The sequence below is a fragment of the Pseudomonas sp. DP-17 genome (assembly GCF_022380625.1).
Classification (GTDB): Bacteria; Pseudomonadota; Gammaproteobacteria; order Pseudomonadales; family Pseudomonadaceae; genus Pseudomonas; species Pseudomonas nitroreducens_A.
In genome coordinates this window covers 302816-325523 of record NZ_JAKSXG010000004.1, presented here as the reverse complement: position 1 = coordinate 325523, position 22708 = coordinate 302816, and the positions used below count along the sequence as shown (strand labels likewise).

The 22708-nt window shown below is 66.0% G+C and carries 23 protein-coding genes; 10 read left to right on the top strand and 13 right to left on the bottom strand.

What is annotated here, in order from left to right:
- Position 1: 1 nt before the first annotated feature.
- Positions 2–1012 (top strand): hypothetical protein, encoded by a 1011-nt coding sequence (locus MJ122_RS10865; protein ID WP_239744164.1) that lies wholly within the window; start codon positions 2–4, stop codon positions 1010–1012.
- Between the two features lie 4 nt (positions 1013–1016).
- On the opposite strand, the gene MJ122_RS10860 is transcribed toward MJ122_RS10865, so the two are convergent.
- The 4 genes from MJ122_RS10860 to MJ122_RS10845 all read right to left on the bottom strand — a co-directional run bounded on the left by MJ122_RS10860 (position 1017) and on the right by MJ122_RS10845 (position 5322).
- Positions 1017–1880: a hypothetical protein gene (locus tag MJ122_RS10860; RefSeq protein ID WP_239744163.1), complete on the bottom strand. Its 864-nt coding sequence runs from the start codon at positions 1878–1880 to the stop codon at positions 1017–1019.
- 10 nt (positions 1881–1890) lie between these two features.
- Positions 1891–3297 carry a hypothetical protein gene (locus MJ122_RS10855; RefSeq protein ID WP_239744162.1) on the bottom strand — a complete coding sequence of 469 codons (1407 nt, stop codon included), beginning with the start codon at positions 3295–3297 and terminating at the stop codon, positions 1891–1893.
- Positions 3298–3428: 131 nt separating this feature from the next.
- Positions 3429–4088, bottom strand: a complete 660-nt coding sequence (locus MJ122_RS10850) for a glutathione S-transferase family protein (protein WP_088417349.1) — start codon at positions 4086–4088, stop codon at positions 3429–3431.
- Positions 4089–4152: 64 nt separating this feature from the next.
- Positions 4153–5322, bottom strand: a complete 1170-nt coding sequence (locus tag MJ122_RS10845) for an MFS transporter (protein WP_239744161.1) — start codon at positions 5320–5322, stop codon at positions 4153–4155.
- Between the two features lie 117 nt (positions 5323–5439).
- Between MJ122_RS10845 and MJ122_RS10840 the strand changes: the two genes are divergently transcribed.
- The 3 genes from MJ122_RS10840 (at position 5440) to MJ122_RS10830 (ending at position 8627) form a co-directional block, all read left to right on the top strand.
- Positions 5440–5937, top strand: a complete 498-nt coding sequence (locus MJ122_RS10840; RefSeq protein ID WP_239744160.1) for a MarR family transcriptional regulator — start codon at positions 5440–5442, stop codon at positions 5935–5937.
- Between the two features lie 224 nt (positions 5938–6161).
- Complete coding sequence (gabP, locus tag MJ122_RS10835; protein WP_239744159.1) at positions 6162–7571, top strand: GABA permease; 1410 nt, start codon at positions 6162–6164, stop codon at positions 7569–7571.
- Positions 7572–7628: 57 nt separating this feature from the next.
- Positions 7629–8627, top strand: a complete 999-nt coding sequence (locus tag MJ122_RS10830) for a GlxA family transcriptional regulator (RefSeq protein WP_088417595.1) — start codon at positions 7629–7631, stop codon at positions 8625–8627.
- Positions 8628–8779: 152 nt separating this feature from the next.
- On the opposite strand, the gene MJ122_RS10825 is transcribed toward MJ122_RS10830, so the two are convergent.
- The gene (locus MJ122_RS10825) at positions 8780–10474 is read right to left on the bottom strand and encodes an amidase (RefSeq protein WP_239744158.1); all 1695 of its coding nucleotides are present in this window, start codon (positions 10472–10474) and stop codon (positions 8780–8782) included.
- A gap of 432 nt (positions 10475–10906) precedes the next feature.
- Positions 10907–11296 (bottom strand): hypothetical protein, encoded by a 390-nt coding sequence (locus MJ122_RS10820; RefSeq protein WP_239744157.1) that lies wholly within the window; start codon positions 11294–11296, stop codon positions 10907–10909.
- Between the two features lie 225 nt (positions 11297–11521).
- Between MJ122_RS10820 and MJ122_RS10815 the strand changes: the two genes are divergently transcribed.
- The gene (locus tag MJ122_RS10815) at positions 11522–11941 is read left to right on the top strand and encodes a transcriptional regulator (protein WP_088417354.1); all 420 of its coding nucleotides are present in this window, start codon (positions 11522–11524) and stop codon (positions 11939–11941) included.
- Between the two features lie 18 nt (positions 11942–11959).
- On the opposite strand, the gene MJ122_RS10810 is transcribed toward MJ122_RS10815, so the two are convergent.
- The gene (locus MJ122_RS10810) at positions 11960–12460 is read right to left on the bottom strand and encodes a GNAT family N-acetyltransferase (RefSeq protein WP_239744156.1); all 501 of its coding nucleotides are present in this window, start codon (positions 12458–12460) and stop codon (positions 11960–11962) included.
- A gap of 83 nt (positions 12461–12543) precedes the next feature.
- Positions 12544–12939, bottom strand: a complete 396-nt coding sequence (locus MJ122_RS10805; RefSeq protein WP_239744155.1) for a RidA family protein — start codon at positions 12937–12939, stop codon at positions 12544–12546.
- Positions 12940–13104: 165 nt separating this feature from the next.
- On the opposite strand from MJ122_RS10805, the gene MJ122_RS10800 reads away from it, so the two are divergent.
- Complete coding sequence (locus MJ122_RS10800) at positions 13105–14028, top strand: LysR family transcriptional regulator (RefSeq protein WP_239744154.1); 924 nt, start codon at positions 13105–13107, stop codon at positions 14026–14028.
- A gap of 11 nt (positions 14029–14039) precedes the next feature.
- Here the strand turns inward: MJ122_RS10800 and MJ122_RS10795 are convergent, their stop codons facing one another.
- Positions 14040–14705 carry an O-methyltransferase gene (locus tag MJ122_RS10795; RefSeq protein ID WP_239744153.1) on the bottom strand — a complete coding sequence of 222 codons (666 nt, stop codon included), beginning with the start codon at positions 14703–14705 and terminating at the stop codon, positions 14040–14042.
- A 96-nt stretch (positions 14706–14801) separates the two neighbouring features.
- Between MJ122_RS10795 and MJ122_RS10790 the strand changes: the two genes are divergently transcribed.
- Positions 14802–15431 (top strand): TetR family transcriptional regulator, encoded by a 630-nt coding sequence (locus MJ122_RS10790; RefSeq protein ID WP_239744152.1) that lies wholly within the window; start codon positions 14802–14804, stop codon positions 15429–15431.
- Positions 15432–15435: 4 nt separating this feature from the next.
- Here the strand turns inward: MJ122_RS10790 and MJ122_RS10785 are convergent, their stop codons facing one another.
- Positions 15436–16128, bottom strand: coding sequence for a B3/4 domain-containing protein (locus tag MJ122_RS10785; protein ID WP_239744151.1), 693 nt, complete (start codon positions 16126–16128; stop codon positions 15436–15438).
- 457 nt (positions 16129–16585) lie between these two features.
- Between MJ122_RS10785 and MJ122_RS10780 the strand changes: the two genes are divergently transcribed.
- Entirely contained in the window at positions 16586–16723 is a 138-nt protein-coding gene (locus tag MJ122_RS10780) for a hypothetical protein (RefSeq protein ID WP_239744150.1), read from the top strand.
- 55 nt (positions 16724–16778) lie between these two features.
- On the opposite strand, the gene MJ122_RS10775 is transcribed toward MJ122_RS10780, so the two are convergent.
- A complete protein-coding gene (locus MJ122_RS10775) occupies positions 16779–17117 on the bottom strand; it encodes a LysR family transcriptional regulator (protein WP_239744149.1) in 339 nt (112 codons plus the stop codon).
- A 379-nt stretch (positions 17118–17496) separates the two neighbouring features.
- Here MJ122_RS10775 and MJ122_RS10770 point away from each other — a divergent pair, with 379 nt between their 5' ends.
- Positions 17497–19038, top strand: a complete 1542-nt coding sequence (locus MJ122_RS10770; RefSeq protein ID WP_088417361.1) for a nucleobase:cation symporter-2 family protein — start codon at positions 17497–17499, stop codon at positions 19036–19038.
- Positions 19039–19103: 65 nt separating this feature from the next.
- Here the strand turns inward: MJ122_RS10770 and MJ122_RS10765 are convergent, their stop codons facing one another.
- Both MJ122_RS10765 and MJ122_RS10760 read right to left on the bottom strand, forming a co-directional pair.
- Positions 19104–20030: a hypothetical protein gene (locus MJ122_RS10765; protein ID WP_239744148.1), complete on the bottom strand. Its 927-nt coding sequence runs from the start codon at positions 20028–20030 to the stop codon at positions 19104–19106.
- A 192-nt stretch (positions 20031–20222) separates the two neighbouring features.
- A complete protein-coding gene (locus MJ122_RS10760) occupies positions 20223–21101 on the bottom strand; it encodes a LysR family transcriptional regulator (RefSeq protein WP_239744147.1) in 879 nt (292 codons plus the stop codon).
- Positions 21102–21243: 142 nt separating this feature from the next.
- Between MJ122_RS10760 and MJ122_RS10755 the strand changes: the two genes are divergently transcribed.
- Positions 21244–22629: an NAD-dependent succinate-semialdehyde dehydrogenase gene (locus tag MJ122_RS10755; RefSeq protein ID WP_239744146.1), complete on the top strand. Its 1386-nt coding sequence runs from the start codon at positions 21244–21246 to the stop codon at positions 22627–22629.
- The last annotated feature ends 79 nt before the right edge of the window (positions 22630–22708 follow it).

Genomic DNA, 22708 nt, shown 5'->3' with positions numbered 1-22708 from the left:
CATGCGCCTGCCCCTTCTGTTCCTGCTCCTGTACCTCGTCGGCTGCGCCAGGGAAGTCGCCGATGTGGATCTGCCCTACTCCCGCCACCAACTCCCTGAACCGAAGCTGACCTACCTCGGCGTCGGCGGTTGGCTGGTGCGCTGGCGGGGCGAGGCGCTGCTGTTCGCCCCCTCTTTCAGCAACCCGGCCTTCCCGCCGCTGCTGGTTTCAGCAAAGCCACAGCGGATTGACGAATTCATGCCCAAAGCAGCGGACGTCAGCGTGCTGCTGATCGGCCACTCGCATTACGACCACCTGATCGACGTGCCGTGGGTCATGCAGAAATACACGCCAAGGGCCACGGCCTACGGCCCGGAGACGGCCGGGCACATCCTGTCGGCAGTGAAGCCGCCGCTGAAGTTCGTCAACGTGGAACCGAAGAGGGCGGCCGTGAGCTGCGCCAGCGATGGAACCCGGTGCCGCGTTGCGCAGAGCGGAACCTGGCTCAGTTCCGGGCCGTTCCGCTTCATGCCGCTGGAGAGCCGCCACGCGCCGCATTTTCTCGGCATCGATCTCCTGCCAGGTGCCTATCACGCGGACCTCGAGCGGTTACCACGAACGGTCTGGGGCTGGCGCGAGGGGACAACACTTGCCTGGCTGGTGGACCTGGTCGGCGAAGATGGTAGGACTGTCTACCGCCTGCATTACCAGGACTCCGCCAGCACGCCCCCGATGGGCTTTCCGCCCATCGTGCTGGACAACAAGCGCGTGGATGTCGAGATTCTCTGCGCGGCCTCATGGGACCAGGTGGAGCAATACCCCGGTGCGCTGCTGCGGGTCACCCGACCGCGACGGGTCGCCCTGGGTCACTGGGAGGACTTTTTCGGCAACAATCCGCGCGATCCCCAGGTACTGCGGTCACAGAAGGAGGCGCAACTGCTGGACGAGATCCAGCGCCGCGTGCCGGGCATTGACGTGGTCGTGCCCTACCCGTTGACCGAAGTGGGCCTCCCCCAGCCGGAAGTCGACTGAACCTTCAACTCTTACGTGCGGTGGTCTTGGCCGCCGCCTTGCGAGTCGCCGGCTTGGCGGCAGGCGTGCTGCGCGTGGCACGCCTGGGCGCAGTCGCCGCATCGGCCGTTGCGGGCGTGCCGTCAATTTCATAGCGGTGGCCGACGAAATAGCGCCCCAGGGGCGCTTGATAGTTGTAGTTGGCCGTACCGCCGCGCTGCCGCTGCCAGTAGTTCGCGCTGCCCCAGATCACTTCGGGGCACGCGCCGTAGGCCGTGAGGGTCTGCGCCACGTTCAGCCCCGCCGCACTGCAAACCATGTCGAGCATGCAGGCCGAGGGCAGCCCGACCTGCTCGTGCACGGGGTTGGGCGCGCCGTTCACGCCCCAGGCGAAAGCCAGCCAGCGCAGGACGTTGGCCAGCGAATCGAAAACCTGGCGGCGTTCGACGAACAACTCCAGCTTGTCCAGCACCTGCTGGCGCTCCACCGGATAGGCGAGCAAGGCGATGTTGGGCCAGGTCTCCACCGAATCGAACTCGCTCAGCAAGGTCTCGACCACCCCATTGCGCGCCGGCGGGAACGGCAGTTCCGGCTGCATCAGCGGAACATGAAAGGCACTGCTCTGGCCGATGTCCCCCGCCGGCGCGGAGATCAGCAGGCAATCGGACCAATAGGACGGCTCCATGTACTGGCGAAAGTGCGACTGCGCCATGCGCAGCCGGAACGCCAGGAGATCCCTGCCGCCGAGCAGCACCACCAGCGTCCAGTCGCCTGGCAGCTGAAGGTCGCGCAGGGCGAGGTCGAGCCATTGGCTGTTGCTCAGTTTTTCCGTGCGGGGCAGCTCGAAGATTTCCGGGTTGCGTGGCACATCCAGGTGATTGATGTACATGGGAGGCTCCTCAGCGACGGGGGGTCATGCGGAACGTCACCGGGGCTGTGCGTCCCGACCGCCGCCCCCGCTCCAGCGAATAGTTGATGACGCTCACGTCCACGCTGTCGCCGGCACGGACGAAGGTCAGCGTGGAAACCATGTTGCCGCTGTCCAGATAGCTGTCATCGACGGTCTCGAACCGTTTGGAATCGAGTGTGTCGGGCGGGCGCTTTGGGGAGGAAGACAGGTAGCGCAGCAAGCTGCTGGGCGAGCTGATGACCTCGAACAGGCAATCATGTGCGGTGGAGATATAGCGGGCCTTCGCTACCCGGCTGTAATGCACGTCGCCCGACAGGTACAGCACCGGCACACCGGCCGTGGCGAGGGTGCGGATGACGGTGAGGAGCACCTGGAACTGGCTGTAGCTGTAGAGGTTCTTGTCCAGGGCCGAGTCGATGAAACCGAGGGGCTGGTCGAACAGTATCTGCCCTAACGCCAGCACACCGATGGCGGTATTCCCTGCCCAGTGGGCTTGCAGCAGGTCATGGCTCCAATCCAGCAAGTCCTGCTCGCTGCGCTGCGTGAACAGGCTGTACCTCGCGGAAGTCTCCCGGTCCCGATCGAAACGGGCATCAAGCAGCAGAAAGTGCAACGGGTCGACCACGAAGCGTTGCGCACCATCCGCCGTCCGCTGCCCGCCACCAAGCTGGAAGTCCTCGTAGGTTTCCCGCGCGGCGGTACTGAGCAACTGATACTGGGTAGCGCTGTGGGTGCCCAGCATCAGGTACGACGGCTCCGGAAAGTTGTTCCACAGTTCGTGGTCGTCAGGAATGCAGGCGGTAGGCGCGAGTTGCAGCAGCGAATGCAACCCCCGCCCGCCGAATTCGCGAGAGAGGAAGTGCTTGGCGTACTTCTCGGCGAAAAATTTCGAAATGGCCGGCTGCGAGCTCGGCACATCCTCGAGTTGCGGAAAATCCATGTAGACCTGGTCGCCAACCAGCAGGACCAGGTCCGGACGCTGGAGCAGGCGACCAGCCAGCCCGTCAAACACGCCATCGTCGGTATCCTGGTAGTAGCAGGAGGACAACAGCAGGGTGAAACCTCCCCCTGGCCAGGAGGACACTGTTGCGGGCATCGAGCGGAAACGGGCGGTCGATTGCGCATCCAACAGGCGCACAGTGATTTCGACCACCTCGCTGGGCGCAGGGGAGTCAAGCTCGAAGACCCCCTGATAGTTCAGAGGCCGGCCGTTCTTCCCGGTCTGCCGGTCCCGCACGGCGAACCAGCGATCCGCCGGCCGCGGCAGCAATTGGCTGGCACCACAGAGGAAGATCGGCAACGGCAGCTGGGCTGGAGCATTGGGAAGCCCGAAGGCACCCACCCAGAGTCTGAGCTTGCCGGGGTCGGCTACCAGCGGCCGTGCGGAAAGAATCATGGCGGGACGCCTCCTTTCCTCCTGCGATCCTTGCCTAGCCGCCTGCTTCCCACTGCCTGGCCAAGCGATGGGGAGAGTGTAGACGCCGATCGCCAGAGTGCTGCGCCAGTAGAATGCCGCTAACGCGCGCCTCAATCCCGATCCGGCGCCCCCAGGGGGAACAACGGCCGATGCGGTCGCGCTTCTTCCACCGCACGGGCGAAAGAGGGGCGCGCCAGCAGGCGGGAGCGATAGGCACGCAGGATCGGGTACTGGTCCCCGATAGGATGGGTCCAGTCGGCGTAGAACAGCGACGGAGCCGCAGCGCAGTCAGCGAGGCTGAAGCTGTCCCCCGCTGCCCAGGTGCGCCCCGCGAGTTCTTCTTCGAGCCAGGCGTAGGCCAGTTCGAGCTTGCTCACCGCGTGGGCCAGGCCTTCCGCGCGCTTGGTCGCCTCGCCGCTCATGGCCCCCAGCACGGCGTGTTGCACCGGGGTCATCACGTGCCAGTCGAAGAAGCGGTCGAGGAAGCGCACATCCAGCGCCTTCAGCGGGTCGTCCGGCAGCAGGCGCACCGGACCGGGATGCTTCAGGTGCAGGTACTCGATGACGATGCTGGTCTCGGCGACGCTGTGCTCGCCGTCCGCCAGCACCGGGAATTTCGCCAGCGGCCACAGGCGCAGCCAGTGCGCGCCGTTCTCCGGTTGGTCGGGGCCCAGGCTGCGAAATTCGAAGGGTGTGGCGTTCTCGTAGAGGGCGATCAGCACCTTCTGCGTGTAGGAGGAAAATGGATGGCCGAACAGGACGAGGGACATGGCGGATCACCTGGGGCAGACGAAAGTACTCAGCCTAGACCCGAATGAACCTGCCAGGGATTTCTCAGCAGGCCGGCGCCTGCCCCTCGAGCGGGCGCGGCGGCGCGAAGCGGCTGGCGAGAGCGAGCATCACCAGGCACACCAGCGCCATGCCGAGCCAGGCCGGCGCCAGGCTGGCCATGGATTGCCGAGCCAGCCCTGCCAGCAGCGGGAACAGCGCCGCGATCAGGTAGCCCACGCCCTGCACGAAGCCCACCAGCGCACCGGCTTCGGCGGAGCTGCGGGCGCGGTCCATCGCGACGATCAGCGACAGCGGGAACAGTGCGCCGATGCCCAGGCCGAGCCCGATCATGGCTAGCAGTACCAACTGCTGCGGCCACATCACCAGCACGACCAGGCCGCCGAGCAGCAACGCGATGGCCAGCAGCAACGCCGGGCGACGGTCCGGCAGGCGGTCGATGAAGGCGGATACCAGCAGGCCGGCGACCACTTCGGTCAAGGTCAACCCACCCAGCAAGGCGCCTGCCTGTGCCGGCGTCCACCCCAGGGCCGTGTAGTAAGGCGGCAGCCAGGCCAGCACCAGCACGTAGGCGCCCGTACCCAGGCCGAAGAACAGCGCCAGCCAAGCCCCGCGCCGGGCGATCCCGGAAAACGCCGGCGCCGCTGAACTGACGGGCACCGCGCCCTTCGCGGTTCGCAGCCAGACCGGCAGCGCCAGTACGGCGGGCAGCGCCCAGAACGCCAGCGCCGGCAGCTCGCCCCAGGCTTTCGCCAGCCAGGGTGACGCGACGCTGGCCAGCACCGCGCCGCCCATGATCGCCGTGGAATAGGCGCCCATCGCCCCGCCGATGCGCGTGCCGAAGCGCTGGCGGATGAATACCGGCAGCAGCGCCTGGCAGGCGGCAATACCCAGGCCGGCAAGCACCGCGCCACCGAGCAGCCCGACCTGGCCCGGTAGCAGGCGCAACACGCAGGCCAGGGCGATCAGCGACAAGCCGAACGCGACGCCACCGCGCACGCCGAAATAGCGCAGCAATTGGGCGGCGCCCAGCGCACCCAGCCCCATCAGCAGGACCGGCAGGCTGGTGAGCAGGCTGGCGATGCTGTCGGACAGCTTCGCGGACGCCTGCAACGCATCCAGCAGCGGGCCGATGGAGGCCAGCGCCGGGCGCAGGTTGAGACCGGCCAGCACCACGGCGAGCAGGCAGGCGGCAAGGGAGACGGTTCGAGACATGACAAACATCCTTCCAGTGGGGCGCCAGCACTTGCTCGCGAAGAGGGCGCAGGCGAATATCTCTACATCAAGACAAATCCAATGTATCTCTACATCAAGATAAAAAGGAAGCCCCCCATGGACAGAGCCGCGTTCGCCGTCGAGCAATGGCGCCAGCAACTGCCCGAGCTGGATACCGGCGGTATGCTCCTGCTCGGCCGCCTGGGCGAGGCGGCGCAAGTGATCGCCCGCGACCATCTCAACCCGCTGTTCGCCAAGTACGGCCTGCAGCCGGGCGAGTTCGACGTGCTCGCCACCCTGCGCCGCAGCGGCCCCCCCTTCCGCCTCACCCCCACCGTGCTCTACGAGGCGGCGATGATCTCCTCCGGCAGCATGACCAACCGCCTCGACCGCCTGGAGAAACAGGGCCTGGTGCAGCGTCTGCCCAACCCCGAGGACGGTCGCGGTTCGCTGGTTGGTCTCAGCCAAGCGGGCCTGGCGCTGATCGACGAAGCGGTCGGCGCCCACGCCGACAATCAGCGCCGGGTACTTTCCGGACTGAACGACGCCGAGCAGAAGCAGCTCGCCGGCCTGCTGGAAAAACTCCTCGCCAGCCTGCCCGATACTGGCCGCTGAGCAGTCGCCCTGCGGCTGCGCCCGAGGACTTTCGCACACAGGAACCAGCGTCCCAGAGCGGCCTGTGGCCATTACGCCGGCCGCTGTTGATGTCGTTTTTGATCATGCCCATGGCGATTTCGAGCAACTCGCCACGCACCCACTGCCTTAGCTTGAGTCCCGCGTGAAGCGCAGCGCGCTGCGTCACCGCGCCCGACCTAACAATTTCAAGAAAAGGCCGACAGATGAGTGCTCCCCGGGCAAAAGGCGCCAATGGCGATCTGGTGCAGGGCTTCAAGCCCCGCCACGTAACCATGCTCTCCATCGCGGGAATCATCGGCGCAGGGTTGTTCGTCGGCTCCGGTCACGCGATTGCCGCCGCCGGACCCGCCGCCATAGTGGCCTACGCCCTCTCCGGGCTGCTGGTGGTACTGGTGATGCGCATGCTGGGGGAAATGGCCGTGGCCAGCCCCGACACCGGTTCCTTCTCCGCTTACGCCGACCAGGCCATCGGCCGCTGGGCCGGCTTTACCATCGGCTGGCTGTACTGGTGGTTCTGGGTGCTGGTCATCCCCATCGAGGCCATCGCCGCCGGCGTCATCCTCAACAACTGGTTCCCACAGGTCGAGACCTGGGTGTTCGCCCTGTCCATGACGCTGCTGCTCACCGTCACCAACCTGTTCAGCGTCGCCAAGTACGGCGAGTTCGAATTCTGGTTCGCCATGCTCAAGGTCGTGGCCATCGTCGCCTTCATCGGCCTCGGCGCGGCCGCGCTGCTGGGCCTGCTGCCAGGGCGCGAAGTCAGCGGCCTGCACAAGCTGATGGGCGAGCACGGAGGCTTCATGCCCAACGGCTGGACGGCCATCTTCAGCGCGCTGATCACCACCCTGTTCAGCTTCATCGGCACCGAGGCAGTGACCATCGCCGCCGCCGAATCCAGCGACCCCGGTCGCAACATCGCCAAGGCCACGCGCTCGGTGATCTGGCGCATCAGCGTGTTCTACCTGCTGTCGATCCTGGTGATCATCTCGGTGGTGCCGTGGAACGACCCGCGCCTGGTAGAGATCGGCTCCTACCAGCGCACCCTGGAACTGCTGAACATTCCCAACGCGCAACTGCTGATGGACCTGGTGGTGCTGGTCGCCGTGGCCAGTTGCCTGAATTCCTCGGTGTACATCGCCTCGCGGATGATCTATTCGCTGAGCCGCCGCAATGACGCGCCTGCCTTCATCCAGCGCACCTCCGCGGCCGGCGTGCCGCGCGCGGCGGTGATCGCCAGCACGCTGATCGGCATGTTCACCACCTTGCTCAACTTCTTTGCTCCGGGCCGGCTGTTCGATTTCCTACTGGCCAGCTCCGGCTCCATCGCCCTGCTCGTCTACCTCGCCATTGCCGTGTCGCAATTGCGCATGCGCGGCATCCTCCGCCGGCGCAACCATCAGCTGGTATTTCGCATGTGGCTGTTCCCCTGGCTGACCTGGCTGGTGATCGGCATCATCAGCTTCATCCTCGCGGTGATGTTCATCATGCCGACGCACCGCGTGGAAGTCAGTTCGACCCTGGCCCTGACGGTGATTATCATCCTGCTCAGCCAGACCGGCCGGCGCAGTTCGCACAGCCGGCCGGTCCCCATCCGCCGCGCCGCGCGCGGCTGAACCTCCCGCACACAGACGAGGTGCCGATTGGTCGAACGCCGCCAATTCAGCGGGGCCATGCAGGGCCGCAACCTGCGCTATCTCGACGGTGAATCCAGGGAGCCCGGCCGCCTGGCGCGGGTGGGCTTCCTGCTGCTGGAACACTTCTCCCTGCCCGCCTTCACCCAGGCGCTGGATACGCTGGTCACCGCCAACCTGATCCGCGCACAGACCTTCGCCACGCAGACCTTCAGCCTCGACGGCGAATCCGTCACCAGCGACCTGGGCCTGGTGATCTGCCCCGGCGCCACGCTGACCTCGGCGCAACTTGCCGAACTGGACCTGCTGGTGATCTGCGGCGGCCTGCGCACCCCATTGCGCGCGGTACCCGATCTGACACGACTGCTGCACGCGGCCGCCGACAAGGGCATCGCCCTCGCCGGCCTGTGGAACGGCGCCTGGTTCCTCGGCCAGGCCGGCCTGCTGGATGGCTACCGCTGCGCCATCCACCCGGAGAACCGCGCGGCGCTGGCGGAGATCGCCCGGCACAGCGAAGTCACCAGCGAAAGCTACCAGCTCGACCGCGACCGCCTCACCGCCGCCAGCCCCATGGGCGCCTTCAACCTGGTGCTGGAATGGATCAATGCGCGCCATGGCCGCGAGCTGGTGGACGCCATCGTCGACATCCTCGCCTTCGAGGAATCGCGCTTCCGCCGCACCCGCCCAGCCCTGCACGAAAAGCTCAGCGAGCCGCTGCGCGAGGCGATCAACCTGATGAGCGCGAACATCGAGGAACCGCTCAGCCAGGACCAGCTCTCGCAGTACGTGGGCCGCTCCAAGCGGCAGATCGAGCGGCTGTTCCAGGAGCAGCTGGGTACTACGCCGGTGCGCTATTACCTGGAGCTGCGCATCACCGAAAGCCGGCGCCTGCTGCAGCATTCCAGCCTGCCCATGTACGAGGTCGGGCTGGCCTGCGGCTTCGTCTCACCCAGCCATTTCAGCAAGTGCTACACCTCGTTCTACGGCTATTCGCCGTCCAAGGAAGTGCGCTACGGAAATGTGAAGTCGGCGAAGTGAGCGCAGGACGGCCCCAGGGTGGTGCGCGCTCGTGGAAGCGACTGTCTTGTCCCGGCTGAATCTGCGCCGGGGCTTTCCCGCTCGCCGGAACTTCCCCGGATCGCCATAAAAATGCCCGCACAAGGCGGGCATCTTCTTCAGCAATGAACCCATCAGCCCAGCGGCGGCGTGCTTGGCGGCACCAGGCGCTTGGAACCGGTGGCCTCGAAAGCCGCGGCGAAACGCAGCAGCGCGGAGTCGTCATAGGCGCGACCGGCGAAGGTCAGGCCCACCGGCATGCCGATGTCGGCCATCACGCCCATCGGCACGGTGACGGTCGGCACGCCCAGGTGACGAATCGCCAGGTTGCCGTTGGCCACCCAGATGCCGTTGCTCCAGGCGATGTCGGCCGATTCCGGGTTCACGTCGGCATCCGCCGGCCCCACGTCAGCCACGGTGGGGAACAGCACGGCGTCCAGCTTCAGGTCGTCCATCCAGTCTTCCAGGTCCAGCTTGCGGGTCTTCTCCAGGCCGCGCAGGCCGTCCGGCAGGGTCTCGATCTGGTCCCAGGTCTTCAGACCGCGCTTGGCCATGTTGACGTATTCGTCCATCCCCGCGCAGAGGTCGTCCTCGCGGTTGGGCAGCGTGCCCGGATCGTGGGGGAATATCTGCGGCCCGTCGACGTCGGCCAGCTTGTTCAGCTTGGGATCGCCGTTGGCACGGAGGAAATCGTCGAAGCCCCAGCCGGACAGCTCCCACAGCTCATCGTGGAGGAATTCCGGCGAAACGATGCCGCGGTTGTACACCGTCGGCGCACCCGGACGGTCGCCCTCGCAGTTGGAAACCAGCGGGAAGTCCACTTCGACGACTTCGGCGCCAGCCGCCTCCAGGGCCTTGCGGGCCTGTTCCCAGAGGTCGATGACCGAGGCGCGGGTGTGGATGCGCTGGCCGGTCGGGCCGCCGATGCCGGGCTTCTCACTGGTGCCGGCCAGTTCGTCCTTGTTGATGTACATGCGCGGCACGCCCAGGCGCTTGCCTTTCAGCGCTTCCGGGCCGGCAGCGAGGTCGAGGTAGGACGCCGGACGCACTTCCGAGACGGCGGGAATCGGCACCCATGGCTGCAGGCGCCACAGGTCGCCGCGCTTGTCGGCATCCTCGGCGACGACTACGTCGAGCACTTCCAGCAGGTCGGCCATGGTGCGCGCGTAGGGCACCACCACATCCATGGTCGGAGTCAGCGGCCAGTTGCCGCGTACCGAGATCACGCCACGGGACGGGGTGTAGGCGCACAGGCCGTTGTTTGAAGCCGGGCCACGACCGCTGGACCAGGTTTCTTCCGCCAGGCCGAAAGCCGAGAAGCTCGCGGCGGTGGCGGTGCCGGCGCCGTTGGAGGAGCCGGAGGCGAAGGGCGCGGTGAGGAACTTGCGGTTGTACGGGCTTTCCGCACGGCCATAAACGCCGCGCTGCATGCCACCGTTGGCCATGGGCGGCATGTTGGTCTTGCCCAGGCAGATGGCCCCCGCGGCGCGCAGGCGCTCGATGGTAAAGGCATCGCGGTAGGCGATCAGGTCCTTGAAGGCCGGGCTGCCGGAGGCGGCGGTCAGGCCCTTCACCAGATAGCTGTCCTTGGCGGTGTAGGGAATGCCGTCCAGCGGGCCGAGGGTCTCGCCACGGGCGCGACGGGCGTCCGAGGCCTCGGCTTCCTTCAGGGCCTCGGGGTTGCGCACGACCACGGCGTTGAGCTTGCCCGGGCCATCGTAGGCGTCGATGCGCGCGAGGTAGGCCTTGACCAGTTCGACCGCGGTGGTGCGGCCCGATTCCAGGGCTTCACGCAGCTGCGCAATGGAAACTTCGGTTACCTCGATCATGCTTTCACCGTCGGCTGGAGGTGGGTGGGAAGGGGCAGGTCTGCGTCGCGACGGACCCAGACGGCGCAAGTCGGAAAATGCGTGTTCATCTCGATTCTCTTGTACTTCTGTTACGCGACGGGAGTGAGTGTACCGTCGGCCGGCGGCCTCGTTCAGCGCACGGCGGAAAAACCGGAAGCGCATTTTGAGCAACGAAAGGCGAATACAGCCGCCAGGGCGCACACACTGGCATGCCCGATCAGAATACACAACAGTCGTAAATTAAAAAAAACGCCCGCCGAGTGGGGGCTCGACGGGCGACATATGGGCGCTTGGGGGAGCGCCCCTGGAGAGTGAATCAGCGAAAGCCCGATGGCAGACACTGACGCAGGCTATTCGCCGCCTGCCGGCGCTGGGCGGGCCGCTGGGGGGAGCGGCCCGCTCGAAGTGGTTTCAACTGTGTTGCGCGCACTGGTAGGCGGCATCCAACAGCTCGCCCTTGTCCTGCCAGGCACTGCGCTGGTAGGCACTGAAGTGGTTGCCGCCCGCGATCGGAGTGATCTGGACGATGCCGCTGGCCCGCAGTGGATCGGCGCTGCCGGTGAGCAACTGGCGGGTGGTGCCACTCTCGCTGACGAAGGTGGCGGTGCCAGGAGTGAGTCGGCCGTCGACACAGCTCAGGTAGGTGCTGCTGTCCTGGGCGGTGGTGCCGCCCAGGCTGTCCCAGCTCAGCCGGGTTTCCGAGGTCGCCGCGCAGCCGGTCAGGCTGGCCACGGCCAGCAACAACGGGCCGAAGGCGATTCGGGTTGCCAGGCGAGTGGGTGTAGGGCGCGGAGTGTTCATCGATTCTGTCCCTTGCTCGGTTCAACAAGCTCTTGGGACAGATAGTCAGCCGCCCGCCGTCCGCGCACCACTTGATTGCATCGATAGTGAAGCTCGACGTCATCGATGGTTGCGCGGCTCGGGGTTGGCGCGCCGCTGCGCAGGAAGTTCGAACCCTCCCCGCCTCGCCGGGTCGCACATCAGGAAGGCCATCACTCGCCTTCCATCCCGACGGAGGAGAACGCCATGAGCTACGACTGGGACCTGATCGAACGCCTGCTGCTGCGCGCCCAGGACTGCGCCGACGAACCCTACAAGGCCCGCGAATGCGGCGAGGAAGTAGCCGAGCAGCACCGCTTGCAGGGCGAACCGGTGGAAGGCAGCGTCGACCATCTCAAGAAGGTTGCCGGCGACCTGGAGGGCGACCTCTACGCCAACGGCTACATCCAGGAACGCCCGCGCGAGCACGGCGGCACGGGCAACAATTTCGAGCTGACCGAGCGCGGCACCGAACTGCTCACGCTGATCAGCCGCGGCTTCCCGGACCACCTGGTATTCCGCCAGTTGCTCGACGAACAGGGAGAGGCCGCGCTGCTGCCGGAGACCTTCGACCAACTGGCCGAGCGCGCGACCCGCGACCGGGTGAACGATCGGCCGGAACGCTGAAAGCGCCGGCGCTGGGGATCAGCTGGCGGGCAACGCCATCACCATCTCATGCCACGCCATGCCGCCGTGGTCGGATGCCGACGGCTTCACGTAGCGATAGCCCAGGCGCTCGTAGAGCGGCACGTGGCGGTCCTTGCACATGAGATGGAGGGTGCGCTTGCCCTGTCCGGCCATGCGCTCGATGAAGGTGCGCATCAGCAGCGTGGCGTAGCCCTTGCCCTGCTGCGCCGGATCGATCACCACGGACATGATCACCACGTTGGGTGCCGCCGGGTCATGGCCGACGAGCTCCTTGAACGCCTCGTCGGACATCACCACCTCCTGCGCGCAGCCGCTGTTGATGAAGCCGATGATCTCGCGCTCCAGCTCCATGATCAGGAAGCCCGCGGGGTATTGCGCGATGCGCGTGGCGATCTTCTCGCGGGTCGCCGCCTCGTCGCCTTCGTAGGCGGTGGTTTCGATCTCGAAGCAACGGTCGGTGTCGGCGAGGGTGGCGGTGCGGAAGGTCGGAGCAGTCATGGGGCATTCCTGGCAGTGCAAAACAGGACGGCATGGTAAAGAAACCCGGCCGCCCCGTCTCGCCACCCTGCTCTGCGCTGGCCTCAGTGGGGCGGCAGGCGCGCGATCACCTTGATCTCGAAATCGAAGCCGTACAGCCAGGTCACCCCCACCGCCGTCACGGTCGGATAGGGCGCCACGCCCCAGTAATCGGCGGCAACCTGCCACACGCGCTCAAAGTTCGCCTGCGGATCGACCATGAACACCGTCACGTCGAGCACATCCTCGAAAGTGCAGCCAGCGGCGGCCAGGACCGCGTTGAGGTTGCCGAAGGCAAGGCGCACCTGGGCTTCCAGGTCAGGCTCGGGCGAGCCGTCCTCACGGCTGCCAACCTGGCCGGAGACAAACAGCAGGCCATCGCTGCGGACGGCCGGGGAATAGCGATTGCGCTCATAGAGGGCCTGGCGGCCGGCGGGGAAAACCACGTCACGTGTACTCATCTGCTTGCTCCATCGAGGGGCGGCACAGGCCCCGGTTTCAACGATGGAGGCAGGTTAAGGCGCTACTCGCCCGCGATAATCGGGCAACACTGGCCAGGATTGTTTGTAGAATCCAAACAATCAGCCCTTCTCAGCCCCCGCCTTCGTGGGCCAGCCGGAGCCGCCATGGACCGTTTCGATGCGATGCAAGCCTTCGCCCGCGTGGTGGAGACCGGCAGCTTCACCAAGGCCGCCGACACCCTGCACATGAGTCGCACCAGCGTCACCCAGCTGATCCAGCAACTGGAAGCGCGGCTGCGCGTGCGCCTGATCAACCGCACCACCCGCAAACTCAACCTCACCGCCGACGGCGCCGCCTACTACGAACGCGTGGTGCGCCTGCTGGCGGACATGGACGACGCCGAGACCAGCCTTTCCAGCGCCGCCGCCCTGCCGCGCGGGCGGTTGCGGGTGGACGTGCCCACACCGCTGGCGCGCCTGCTGCTGATCCCTGCCCTGCCCGACTTCCACGAGCGCTATCCGGACATCCAGATCGACCTGGGCGTCAGTGATCGAATGGTCGACCTCATCGATGAGAACGTGGATTGCGTGGTGCGCGGCGGCGAGCTCACCGACCAGTCACTCATGGCCCGTCGCGTCGCCGACCTGCCCCTTGGAGTGTTCGCGGCCCCCGCCTACCTGCGACGCGCCGGGGCGCCCCGGCATCCCCGCGACCTGGAAGACGGCCAGCAACGCATCGTCGGCTATCTGTGGGCGCGCACTGGCAAGCCGCTTTCCTACACCCTGTACAAGGACGGCGAAACCGTGCGGGTCCAAGGCCGTCCGGTGCTGACGGTGGACGACGGCAATGCCTACCTGGCGGCCGGAATCGCCGGCATGGGAGTGCTCTGGCTGCCGCGCTACATGGCCGAGGACGCCATGGCGCGTGGCGAACTGGTGGAACTGTTCAGCGACTGGACCATGCCGAGCATGCCGCTCTACCTGGCCTTCCCACCCAACCGCCATGTCAGCGCCAAGCTGCGGGTGTTCATCGACTGGGTCGTCGAACTGATGGCGCGGCATGCGCCGGTAGCCCAACCCCAGCTCTAGACAGCACAGCCTCAACCCAGGCGCATGGACAACTCCACGTCGTCGGCGAAGGGAATCGACAGGTAGCGCCCGCCCGGAAGTCTCACTTCGGCAAGGTACTCCGGGCAGTAATCGGCGTTGTCCGCGATGATCATCGCGCCGGGGCGCAGGCGACTTTCCACCAGCGCGAGAATGTCCGGGTAGAGGGACTTGGCGCCATCGAGCAGCAGCAGGTCGATGCGTTCGGGCAGATCGCGGGCCAGGGTCTGCAACGCGTCGCCCTGGCGGATCTCTACCAGGTCAGCCACGCCGCCGGCCACCAGGTTGGCCTGCGCCCGCGCCACTTTTGAAGGCTCGAACTCGCTGGTGATCAGCCGGCCGCCGCCGTTATCGCGCAGTGCGGCCGCCAGATGCAGAGTGGAAATGCCGAACGAAGTGCCGAACTCGACGATGTGCTTCGCGCCGATGCTGCGCGCCAGCATGTACAGCAGCGCACCAGTCTCCCTCGATACGGGCAGCGGCTGGTCCTTGAGCTGGCCATAGAGTTCGCGGTACTGCGTCTTGCTCTGCATCAGGCGCGTCAGCGCGGCCTGGTCGAGGTTGGCGAAGGCCGGGCTGGACTGCGGAGAAGCCACATCGGCCTCCTCGAACAGGTGTTGCAGCAGAGGCGCCACGGGGGCGGAAGTGAGGGTCGTCATGCTGGGTTTCCCATGTGGAATTTGAGTGCGAAACAGCGCCCGACTAGAATGCGATCTTTTCGTCAGGTTTTACTATTCGCATTACCGGAGCCAGCCATGAGCGAACGCCGCAGCCCGCGTATTTCCGCGCGCAAGGAGCCGAAGCAGGCCCGTTCCAATGACCTGGTAACCGCCATTCTCGACGCCGCTGTTCAGGTTCTGGAGAAGGAAGGCGCCCAGCGTTTCACCACTGCGCGGGTCGCCGAGCGTGCCGGGGTCAGCGTGGGCTCGCTGTACCAGTACTTCCCGAACAAGGCCGCGATCCTGTTCCGCCTGCAGAGCGATGAATGGCGACAGACCACCGAGATGCTGCGCGGCCTGCTGGCCGATGAAAGCCAGCCGCCGCTGCAGCGCCTGCGTAACCTCGTGCACGCCTTCATCCGCTCCGAGTGCGAGGAGGCGCGCATGCGCATCGCCCTGAGCGACGCCGCCCCGCTCTACCGCGACGCTCCCGAAGCCAGGGAAGCCAAGGCCGCCGGCGACGGTATTTTCCAGACATTCATTGCCGAAGTCCTGCCGCTCGCCAGCGAAGCGCAGCGCACCCTCGCCCGCGAACTGATCACCACGACGCTCGGCTCAGTGGGCAAGCAGTTCTCGGAAAGCCCGCGCAGCGCGGAAGAGATCGAGGCCTTCAGCGGAGCCATGGCGGATATGTTCTGCGCTTACCTGGAAAGCCTCGCGAAGTGACGGCTCAGGCCCTGCACTCCACCAGCAGCACCTCGGCCCTCGCCCCCGGCATCATCGCCTGCAACCCGGCAACCAATTGGTCGCCCGCCTCGTGCAGGGCCTCCAGCGGCATCTCCGGCAGGCTTTCGAGGATGAACCACATACGCTGAGCCTCGGCGTCCAGGCGGGTACGCACACCCTGCCGCCAGTTCCAGCGGCGGCAGGTGACGCCCACCTCGTCGCGCCAGATGACTTCGCCAGCATCGGGCGATTCATGGGCCGGCGCGCCGTCCTTTATCGTGTCGAAGGTCTCGCTGCCTTCGGCGATCGTCAGGCGCGGCGTGCCGACGTAGGCAGCGAGATTTTCTCCGCCGACTGGTATCGCGAACTGCACGCTGATGGCGTTGTACAGGTCCACCACCGGATCGATGCTCGGCAGGCAGCCGTCACGCAACGCGCGCTTGCGCAGCGCTTCCGCGGAACAAGGCGTTCGCTGAGGCTTGGCGCCGAAACGGCGGAACACTTCGGCCCACTCTGCCAGGTGCGGATCGGCCCAGGCCGGCTCGCTCGCCTGAAGTGCTGCGCAGGCCCGCTGCAGAGCCTGCTCCGCCACTTCCGGACGGAGGATCGGCGCGGCTTCCAGCGTGATGCTCAGGGCACGAAAGCCAGGAGCAATGAAGGCGATGGCAGGATCGATGTGGGGGACGACGGGGCTCATGGCGAATTCCTTGGTGTACGGCGAAACGGGGTGATCCGGACGCTCGGGCTGCCCGCCTCAACGGCGGACAAAATTGCGCTTGTTGTAGTCGCCCCAGGCGACGGACAGGGTATTCAGCAGGCAAAGCAGGGCGGTCCATCTGGACTTCATGGGTAATTCTCCGGGAACAGTGGGAATGGGCGCGAACAGCGCACCGAACCCGCACAGTTCTACCGACATGGCGTCATCGCTGCCATGAAATCCCCGAATGAATAATTAGCCCTGCTTATGCAGAACCGAGCAAATCAGCTTCGCTAATCCCGCCACGCTTTACCTGAACTGAATTGTCACGCCAACGGTGAGCCGGCCCCTCCCCGCCAACAACGAGAAAGAGGCTCGCGTCCATGCGCATGCTGATCAAAGCCCTGGCACTGCGAATTTCCGCCACGCCGATGGCCTCTAGCAGGCGCCAGAGCCGGTGTACCTGGGCACCATCGATCACCTCACCCTGGCGCCGTTCGAGGTCTCGCGGCTGGTGAAACCCGACGAGGTGATCGACCTGGGCCGCTTGCGGCTTCGTCTGCTGAGCATGCCCGGCCACGGCGGCGTGCCGTAGATCACCGCCACGTCAGCGCGGCGCCAGTCCACCGGCGGCTTGCCCGGCGCGGTGATCACGCTGACCCGCACCGAACGCGATTCCCGCTATGAAGCGCAGCAGCGGTCGGGCCAGCCACTCCACGCCTTCGGCCGGCGGGACCGACAGACAGTTCCTCTTCCAGCCGAACTCCCGCCTGCAACGCCTGGACGGCCTCGGTGATCTCCCCCATGGCAGCGGTCAGCACCAACTGACGGCCGCGCTTCTCGAACAGCTCCACGCCGAGGCTGGCCTGCAGCGCCTTGACCTGCTGGCTGACAGTGCCCGTGGCGACATGCCGCTCGGCCGCGGCCAGGCTGCCCAGGCGGGCCACGCTTTCGAACACCCTGAAACTGTGCAGCGGCGGTTGGGCCATCGCTTCTCGAAATCCGACGAAAACCAAGGCGGACGGTTATAGCTGGAACGGCCTTCGCCGGGGAGAACGGCGAGCACGCCGCGTCGCTGGCCCGCAATTTGCGATGGCCTGTGTACAGGTGGCCGGCGAGAACCTTTCGGAGCTTTGCATGCAGCCAACTGGTGCTTTTGGATTCAGACATGCACACATTTCGTGCAAGGCGAGCCGAGTCAGGATTTCATGCAGAACGCCGATTACAGAGCCATCCAGCCTGAAAGAACACATAACCGACCGGTCAGATTCCGGACCATCGGACAAAAACATGTATACAAAACAGTGGATATTTACCAGAGAGTTTGTCTACAGTGGCCCCACAACAAAAACAAGCGAGTCCTCAGCCATGAATGATCGTTCAGCTGTAGCGTCCGCCGGAGCACGCCCGGAAGACGAGAACCTCGGAATCGGCGCCAACCTGGCGTACGGCCTGCAACACGTTCTGACCATGTACGGCGGTATCGTCGCCGTACCCCTGATCCTCGGCCAGGCGGCCGGGCTCTCCCCCAGCGAGATCGGCCTGCTGATCGCCGCCTCGCTGTTCGCCGGTGGCCTCGCCACCCTGCTGCAAACCCTCGGCATTCCCTTCTTCGGCTGTCAGCTGCCATTGGTACAGGGCGTCTCCTTCGCTGGCGTCGCCACCATGATCGCCATCCTCGGCGGCGGCTATGAAGGTGGTGGCTTGCCAGCAGTGCTCGGTGCGGTCATGGCAGCCTCGCTGATCGGCTTCCTGATCACGCCGGTGTTCTCACGCATCACCAAGTTCTTCCCGCCACTGGTCACCGGCATCGTCATCACCACCATCGGCCTCACGCTGATGCCGGTAGCGGCGCGCTGGGCCATGGGCGGCAACTCCAAGGCACCGGACTTCGGCAGCATGGGCAATATCGGCCTGGCAGCCATGACCCTGGTGATCGTCCTGCTGCTGAGCAAGCTGGGCAGTGCCACCATCTCGCGCCTGTCGATCCTGCTGGCCATGGTGATCGGTACCCTGATCGCCGCCGCCTTAGGCATGACCGACTTCTCCCGCGTGGCCGAAGGCCCGATGGTGGCCTTCCCGGCGATCTTCCACTTCGGCATGCCGACCTTCCACTTCGCCGCCATCCTCTCGATGCTGCTGGTGATCATGGTGACCCTGGTGGAAACCTCGGCGGACATCCTCGCCGTGGGTGAGATCATCGGCACCAAGGTCGACTCCAAGCGCCTGGGCAACGGCCTGCGCGCCGACATGGCGTCGAGCATCCTGGCGCCGATCTTCGGCTCCTTCACCCAGAGCGCCTTCGCCCAGAACGTCGGCCTGGTGGCCGTGACCGGCGTGAAGAGCCGCTATGTAGTCGCCACCGGCGGCCTGATCCTGGTGACTCTCGGCCTGTTGCCGGTGATGGGCCGGGTGATCGCCGCGGTGCCTACCTCCGTGCTCGGCGGTGCCGGCATCGTGCTGTTCGGTACCGTGGCGGCCAGTGGCATCCGCACCCTGTCGTTCGTGGACTACCGCAACAACATGAACCTGATCATCGTCGCCACTTCCATCGGCTTCGGCATGATCCCGATTGCCGCCCCCAACTTCTACGAGCACTTCCCCAGCTGGTTCGCCACCATCTTCCACTCCGGCATCAGCTCGGCGGCGATCATGGCCATCGTCCTCAACCTGCTGTTCAACCACTTCAAGACCGGCAATTCGGACCAGCAGTCGGTGTTCGTCGCCGCCAGCGAACGCACCCTGCGCTACCAGGACATTGCCGCGCTGAACGAAGGCGATTACTTCCAGAACGGCAAACTGTTCGACGCCAAGGGCAACGAGGTCCCTCTGATCAAGGAGGACCACGACAGCCACCACGCGCCGGCACCCAGGCCATCCAGGCGCGAAGCGGAAAACAGCAGCGCCTGACAATCAATCAGACGACTAAAGGCCCCTTCCGGGGCCTTTTTTGTTCTGGCCTGGCAAAGGCCGATTCAGTGCAGCGCCACCGCCGAGTCCTCTTCGGCCGAGGCCACCACCGTCGCCACCGGATCCGCACGCAGCGGCTCCGATTCCGCCTCGGCCTGTGGTGGTGCGCTCACCTCCAGCATCAGCGATGCGGACGGCCCACCTCCCGGCGGCGGGTTGACCACCACAACGGCCAGGCGGCCACCAATGGCCACATCCTCGGGCAACAACTCGAAGGCCAGGCGCGAGCTGTCGGCCAGCGACGTCTCGCGCTCCCGCCCATTCACCTGCACCCGCGCTCCTCGACTGAACCCCTTGCCGCGCAGGGTGACGTAGAGCGACTGGGCGTCGAGAACCGGCGGCTGCGCCTCGGTGATGACCGCCAGGGGGTTTTCCAGCGGGTCCTTGCGCCGCGCGTCACCAGCAGGATGGCGGGTGCGGAACAGCGCATCGAGGAGAACGGCGAACTTGTCGGTGCCCTGCTTGGACGCCATCCCCACCAGAGCGGCCATGGCCATCAGCCCGTAGAGATTGACGCTGGCCGGGTCGCTGGCGGCGCTCACCGTGAGCAGAACCGCTCGCACGATCAGGTAGAGCATCAGCGCCAGCGCCATGCCGATGCAGGGCTTGAGCAGGTACCACCAGATCCAGCTGGCCATGAAGCGGTCATTGCCGACGAAATCGCCGAATGACTTCGCCACATGCACGAAACTGCCCAGTGCGCCGGCAACCATGACCATCACCAGCAGCCGCGCGTCCGGCCCCGGGCACCAACCGATCAGGCATTGCACGCCAGGGTCGCCGACGGCGCCGGCGGGTGGGAACTGTGGATAGAACCGCGGCCAGAGGCTGACCAGGGCAACCACTAGGGCCAGGGCGAGGAGCATCAGCCCGGCGCCCATCAGGGTGATCTGTAGGGAATTGGCGCGTCGTCTCTTGCTGCGAGTCTCCATCATGCGCTCCGGGCAGAAGGCCAGCGGGAAAAACGCCCTGCCGCGAAGGGCGCTTTCCGCCTTCGCACGACGGACAGAGAGACTGACGTTAGCGCAGCGCAAAGCCGCTGCAAGAGGCGCTGGTGATTTTTCAACCGCTGTCTCGCCAGCCTTACGTAAGGCCGCCGAGACAGCGCCCGCAATGCCCCGTGTTCAGGCCACTTCGGCCTCTGCAGCGGGCGAGTCCAGTAGTCCGATAAATGCCCGCAGCGCCGGCGTATCGGTGCCGCGCCGCCAGAACAGCCAGGTGGTCGCGTCGGCGTGATGCGGCGCCAGGCGGTGGATCGCCACGTTGCGCCCGCCCGCGAGGCTCTCGAACATCGCCCGCGGGATGATCGCCACCCCACCGCCGGCGGCGATGCAGGCGAGCATGCCGTGGTAGGACTCCATCTCGACGATCTTGCCCGGCACCACCCGGTGCTCGGCGAACCAGCCTTCCAGGCGCTTGCGGTAGGAGCAGGTGTCGCGGAAGGCGAACACCGTCTCCCCCGCTACGTCCCGCGCGTCCCGCACCGGTAGGTGGGACCTGGCGCTCATCAGCACCAGCTCCTCGCGGTAGACCGGCTGGCCGTCCAGCTGCGGATGGTTGGCCGGGCCATCGGCGAAGGCGGCGATGAAACGCCCGGAGAGCACGCCGTCGATCATCTCGCCCGAGGGGCCGGTGGAAAGGTCCAGCTGCACCTTCGGGCACTGCTGGTGGTAGCGCGCCAGCATCTCCGGGATGCGCACCGCCGCCGTGCTTTCCATGGACCCCAGGGAAAACCCGCCGTGGGGTTCGGCGCCCACTGCCACCTGTCTCGCCTCCTCCACCAGATCGAGGATGCGCTCGGCGTAGTCGAGAAAGCTGCGACCGGTAGGCGACAGACGCAGGCGCAGCTTCTCGCGGATGAACAGCTCGGTACCCAGCTCGGCTTCCAGCTGCTTGATCCGCGTGGTCAGGTTCGAAGGCACGCGGTGCAGACGGGCCGCGGCGGCCGTGATGCTGCCTTCGGTGGCGACAGCGCGGACGATTTCCAGCTGGGTGAGGTCCATGATTCTCTCCAAGAGAAAGAGTCTTTCTTGATTATTCATTTTACATGAATGAAGCCGCATCTTAATTTCTGCTCCATCCCGGAGCCAGCGTGCCCGGACGAACGACCGGCCTTGCGGCCTCCCAGAACAAGCAGGACTCAGCATGAACCAGATCGCCGCCATCCCCGCTGCCATCTCCCGCAGCCCCGCCACAGGCCAGGAACTGGCCCGCTACACCTTCGAAGACGCCGCCCAGCTGGAAGCCTCGCTGGCCCGCACCGACGCCGCGTTCCGCCAATGGCGCGACACCCCCATCGCCGAACGTGTCGCCGTACTGCGCAAGATGGCCGAAGTGCTGCGCGCCAACGTCGAGCCGATGGCCCGCATGGAAGCCCAGGAAATGGGCATGCCGGTCACCCAGGCCCGTGGCGAAATCAACAAGTGCGCCAATCTCTGCGAGTGGTACGCCGACAACGGCCCGGCCATGCTCGAAGACGAGAAGACCAGCATCGAAGGCGCGTACATCTCCTACCTGCCGCTGGGCCCGGTGCTGGCCGTGATGCCGTGGAACTTCCCCACCTGGCAGGTCATGCGTGGCGCGGTGAGCATCATCCTGGGCGGCAATACCTACGTGCTCAAGCACGCGCCGAACGTCATGGGCTGCGCCTATCAGCTGCGCGATGCCTGGCTGCAGGCCGGCCTGCCGGAAGGCGTATTCGAAGTGCTGAACGTCGAGCCGCCGCTGGTTTCCAAGGCCATCGCCGATGACCGCATCGCCTCCATCGCCGTGACCGGCAGCGTGGGCGCGGGCGCCGCCATCGCCTCCCAGGCCGGTGCTGCGCTGAAGAAGTGCGTGCTGGAGCTGGGCGGTTCCGACGCCTTCATCGTGCTCGCCGACGCCGACCTCGACGCCGCCGTGAAGGCCGCCGTCGCCAGTCGCTTCGGCAACTGCGGCCAGGTGTGCATCGCCGCCAAGCGCATGATCCTCGAAGAATCCATCGCCCCGGCCTTCACCGAGAAGCTGCTGGCCGCCGTCAAGGCGCTGAAGATCGGCGACCCGCTGGCGGACGACACCTTCGTCGGCCCCATGGCCCGCTTCGACCTGCGCGACGAACTGGACGGCCAGGTACAGCAGGCCATCGCCGATGGCGCCACCCTGCTGCTGGGCGGCCACAAGCTCGAAGGCGAAGGCAACTACTACGCACCGACCGTGCTGGCCGACGTGAAGCCGGGCAACACCGCGTTCAAGAAGGAAATCTTCGGCCCCGTCGCCTCGCTGATCGTCGCCCGTGATGCCGAGCATGCCCTTGAGCTGGCCAACGACAGCGAATTCGGCCTCTCCGGCGCGATCTGGAGCGCCGACAAGGCCAAGGCCCAGCACATGGCCCGGCGCCTGGTCAGCGGTGGCGTGTTCATCAACGGCTTCTCCGCCTCCGACCCCCGCGTGCCGATCGGCGGCGTGAAGAAGAGCGGCTTCGGTCGCGAGCTGTCGCACTTCGGCCTGCTCGAGTTCACCAACCCGCAGACCGTGTGGATCGACCGCAAGTAAGCCATTGCTGTTGTAGGAGCGGCGGGGGCGCCTAGCCTCCGTCTGCGATGGTGTCCGGCGCGATGCAGACCTATCGCGG

Excerpts from the sequence above, each read along its gene's own strand:
- MJ122_RS10800 (WP_239744154.1), top strand. The coding sequence starts at position 13,105 with ATGGACCGTTTCGATGCGATGCAAGCCTTCGCCCGCGTGGTGGAGACC.
- MJ122_RS10760 (WP_239744147.1), bottom strand. The coding sequence starts at position 21,101 with ATGGACCTCACCCAGCTGGAAATCGTCCGCGCTGTCGCCACCGAAGGC.
- MJ122_RS10815 (WP_088417354.1), top strand. The coding sequence starts at position 11,522 with ATGAGCTACGACTGGGACCTGATCGAACGCCTGCTGCTGCGCGCCCAG.
- gabP (WP_239744159.1), top strand. The coding sequence starts at position 6,162 with ATGAGTGCTCCCCGGGCAAAAGGCGCCAATGGCGATCTGGTGCAGGGC.
- MJ122_RS10820 (WP_239744157.1), bottom strand. The coding sequence starts at position 11,296 with ATGAACACTCCGCGCCCTACACCCACTCGCCTGGCAACCCGAATCGCC.
- MJ122_RS10830 (WP_088417595.1), top strand. The coding sequence starts at position 7,629 with ATGCAGGGCCGCAACCTGCGCTATCTCGACGGTGAATCCAGGGAGCCC.
- MJ122_RS10855 (WP_239744162.1), bottom strand. The coding sequence starts at position 3,297 with ATGATTCTTTCCGCACGGCCGCTGGTAGCCGACCCCGGCAAGCTCAGA.
- MJ122_RS10790 (WP_239744152.1), top strand. The coding sequence starts at position 14,802 with ATGAGCGAACGCCGCAGCCCGCGTATTTCCGCGCGCAAGGAGCCGAAG.
- MJ122_RS10860 (WP_239744163.1), bottom strand. The coding sequence starts at position 1,880 with ATGTACATCAATCACCTGGATGTGCCACGCAACCCGGAAATCTTCGAG.
- MJ122_RS10810 (WP_239744156.1), bottom strand. The coding sequence starts at position 12,460 with ATGACTGCTCCGACCTTCCGCACCGCCACCCTCGCCGACACCGACCGT.
- MJ122_RS10850 (WP_088417349.1), bottom strand. The coding sequence starts at position 4,088 with ATGTCCCTCGTCCTGTTCGGCCATCCATTTTCCTCCTACACGCAGAAG.
- MJ122_RS10775 (WP_239744149.1), bottom strand. The coding sequence starts at position 17,117 with ATGGCCCAACCGCCGCTGCACAGTTTCAGGGTGTTCGAAAGCGTGGCC.
- MJ122_RS10845 (WP_239744161.1), bottom strand. The coding sequence starts at position 5,322 with ATGTCTCGAACCGTCTCCCTTGCCGCCTGCCTGCTCGCCGTGGTGCTG.
- MJ122_RS10785 (WP_239744151.1), bottom strand. The coding sequence starts at position 16,128 with ATGAGCCCCGTCGTCCCCCACATCGATCCTGCCATCGCCTTCATTGCT.
- MJ122_RS10805 (WP_239744155.1), bottom strand. The coding sequence starts at position 12,939 with ATGAGTACACGTGACGTGGTTTTCCCCGCCGGCCGCCAGGCCCTCTAT.
- MJ122_RS10795 (WP_239744153.1), bottom strand. The coding sequence starts at position 14,705 with ATGACGACCCTCACTTCCGCCCCCGTGGCGCCTCTGCTGCAACACCTG.
- MJ122_RS10755 (WP_239744146.1), top strand. The coding sequence starts at position 21,244 with ATGAACCAGATCGCCGCCATCCCCGCTGCCATCTCCCGCAGCCCCGCC.
- MJ122_RS10765 (WP_239744148.1), bottom strand. The coding sequence starts at position 20,030 with ATGGAGACTCGCAGCAAGAGACGACGCGCCAATTCCCTACAGATCACC.
- MJ122_RS10865 (WP_239744164.1), top strand. The coding sequence starts at position 2 with ATGCGCCTGCCCCTTCTGTTCCTGCTCCTGTACCTCGTCGGCTGCGCC.
- MJ122_RS10825 (WP_239744158.1), bottom strand. The coding sequence starts at position 10,474 with ATGATCGAGGTAACCGAAGTTTCCATTGCGCAGCTGCGTGAAGCCCTG.
- MJ122_RS10840 (WP_239744160.1), top strand. The coding sequence starts at position 5,440 with ATGGACAGAGCCGCGTTCGCCGTCGAGCAATGGCGCCAGCAACTGCCC.
- MJ122_RS10770 (WP_088417361.1), top strand. The coding sequence starts at position 17,497 with ATGAATGATCGTTCAGCTGTAGCGTCCGCCGGAGCACGCCCGGAAGAC.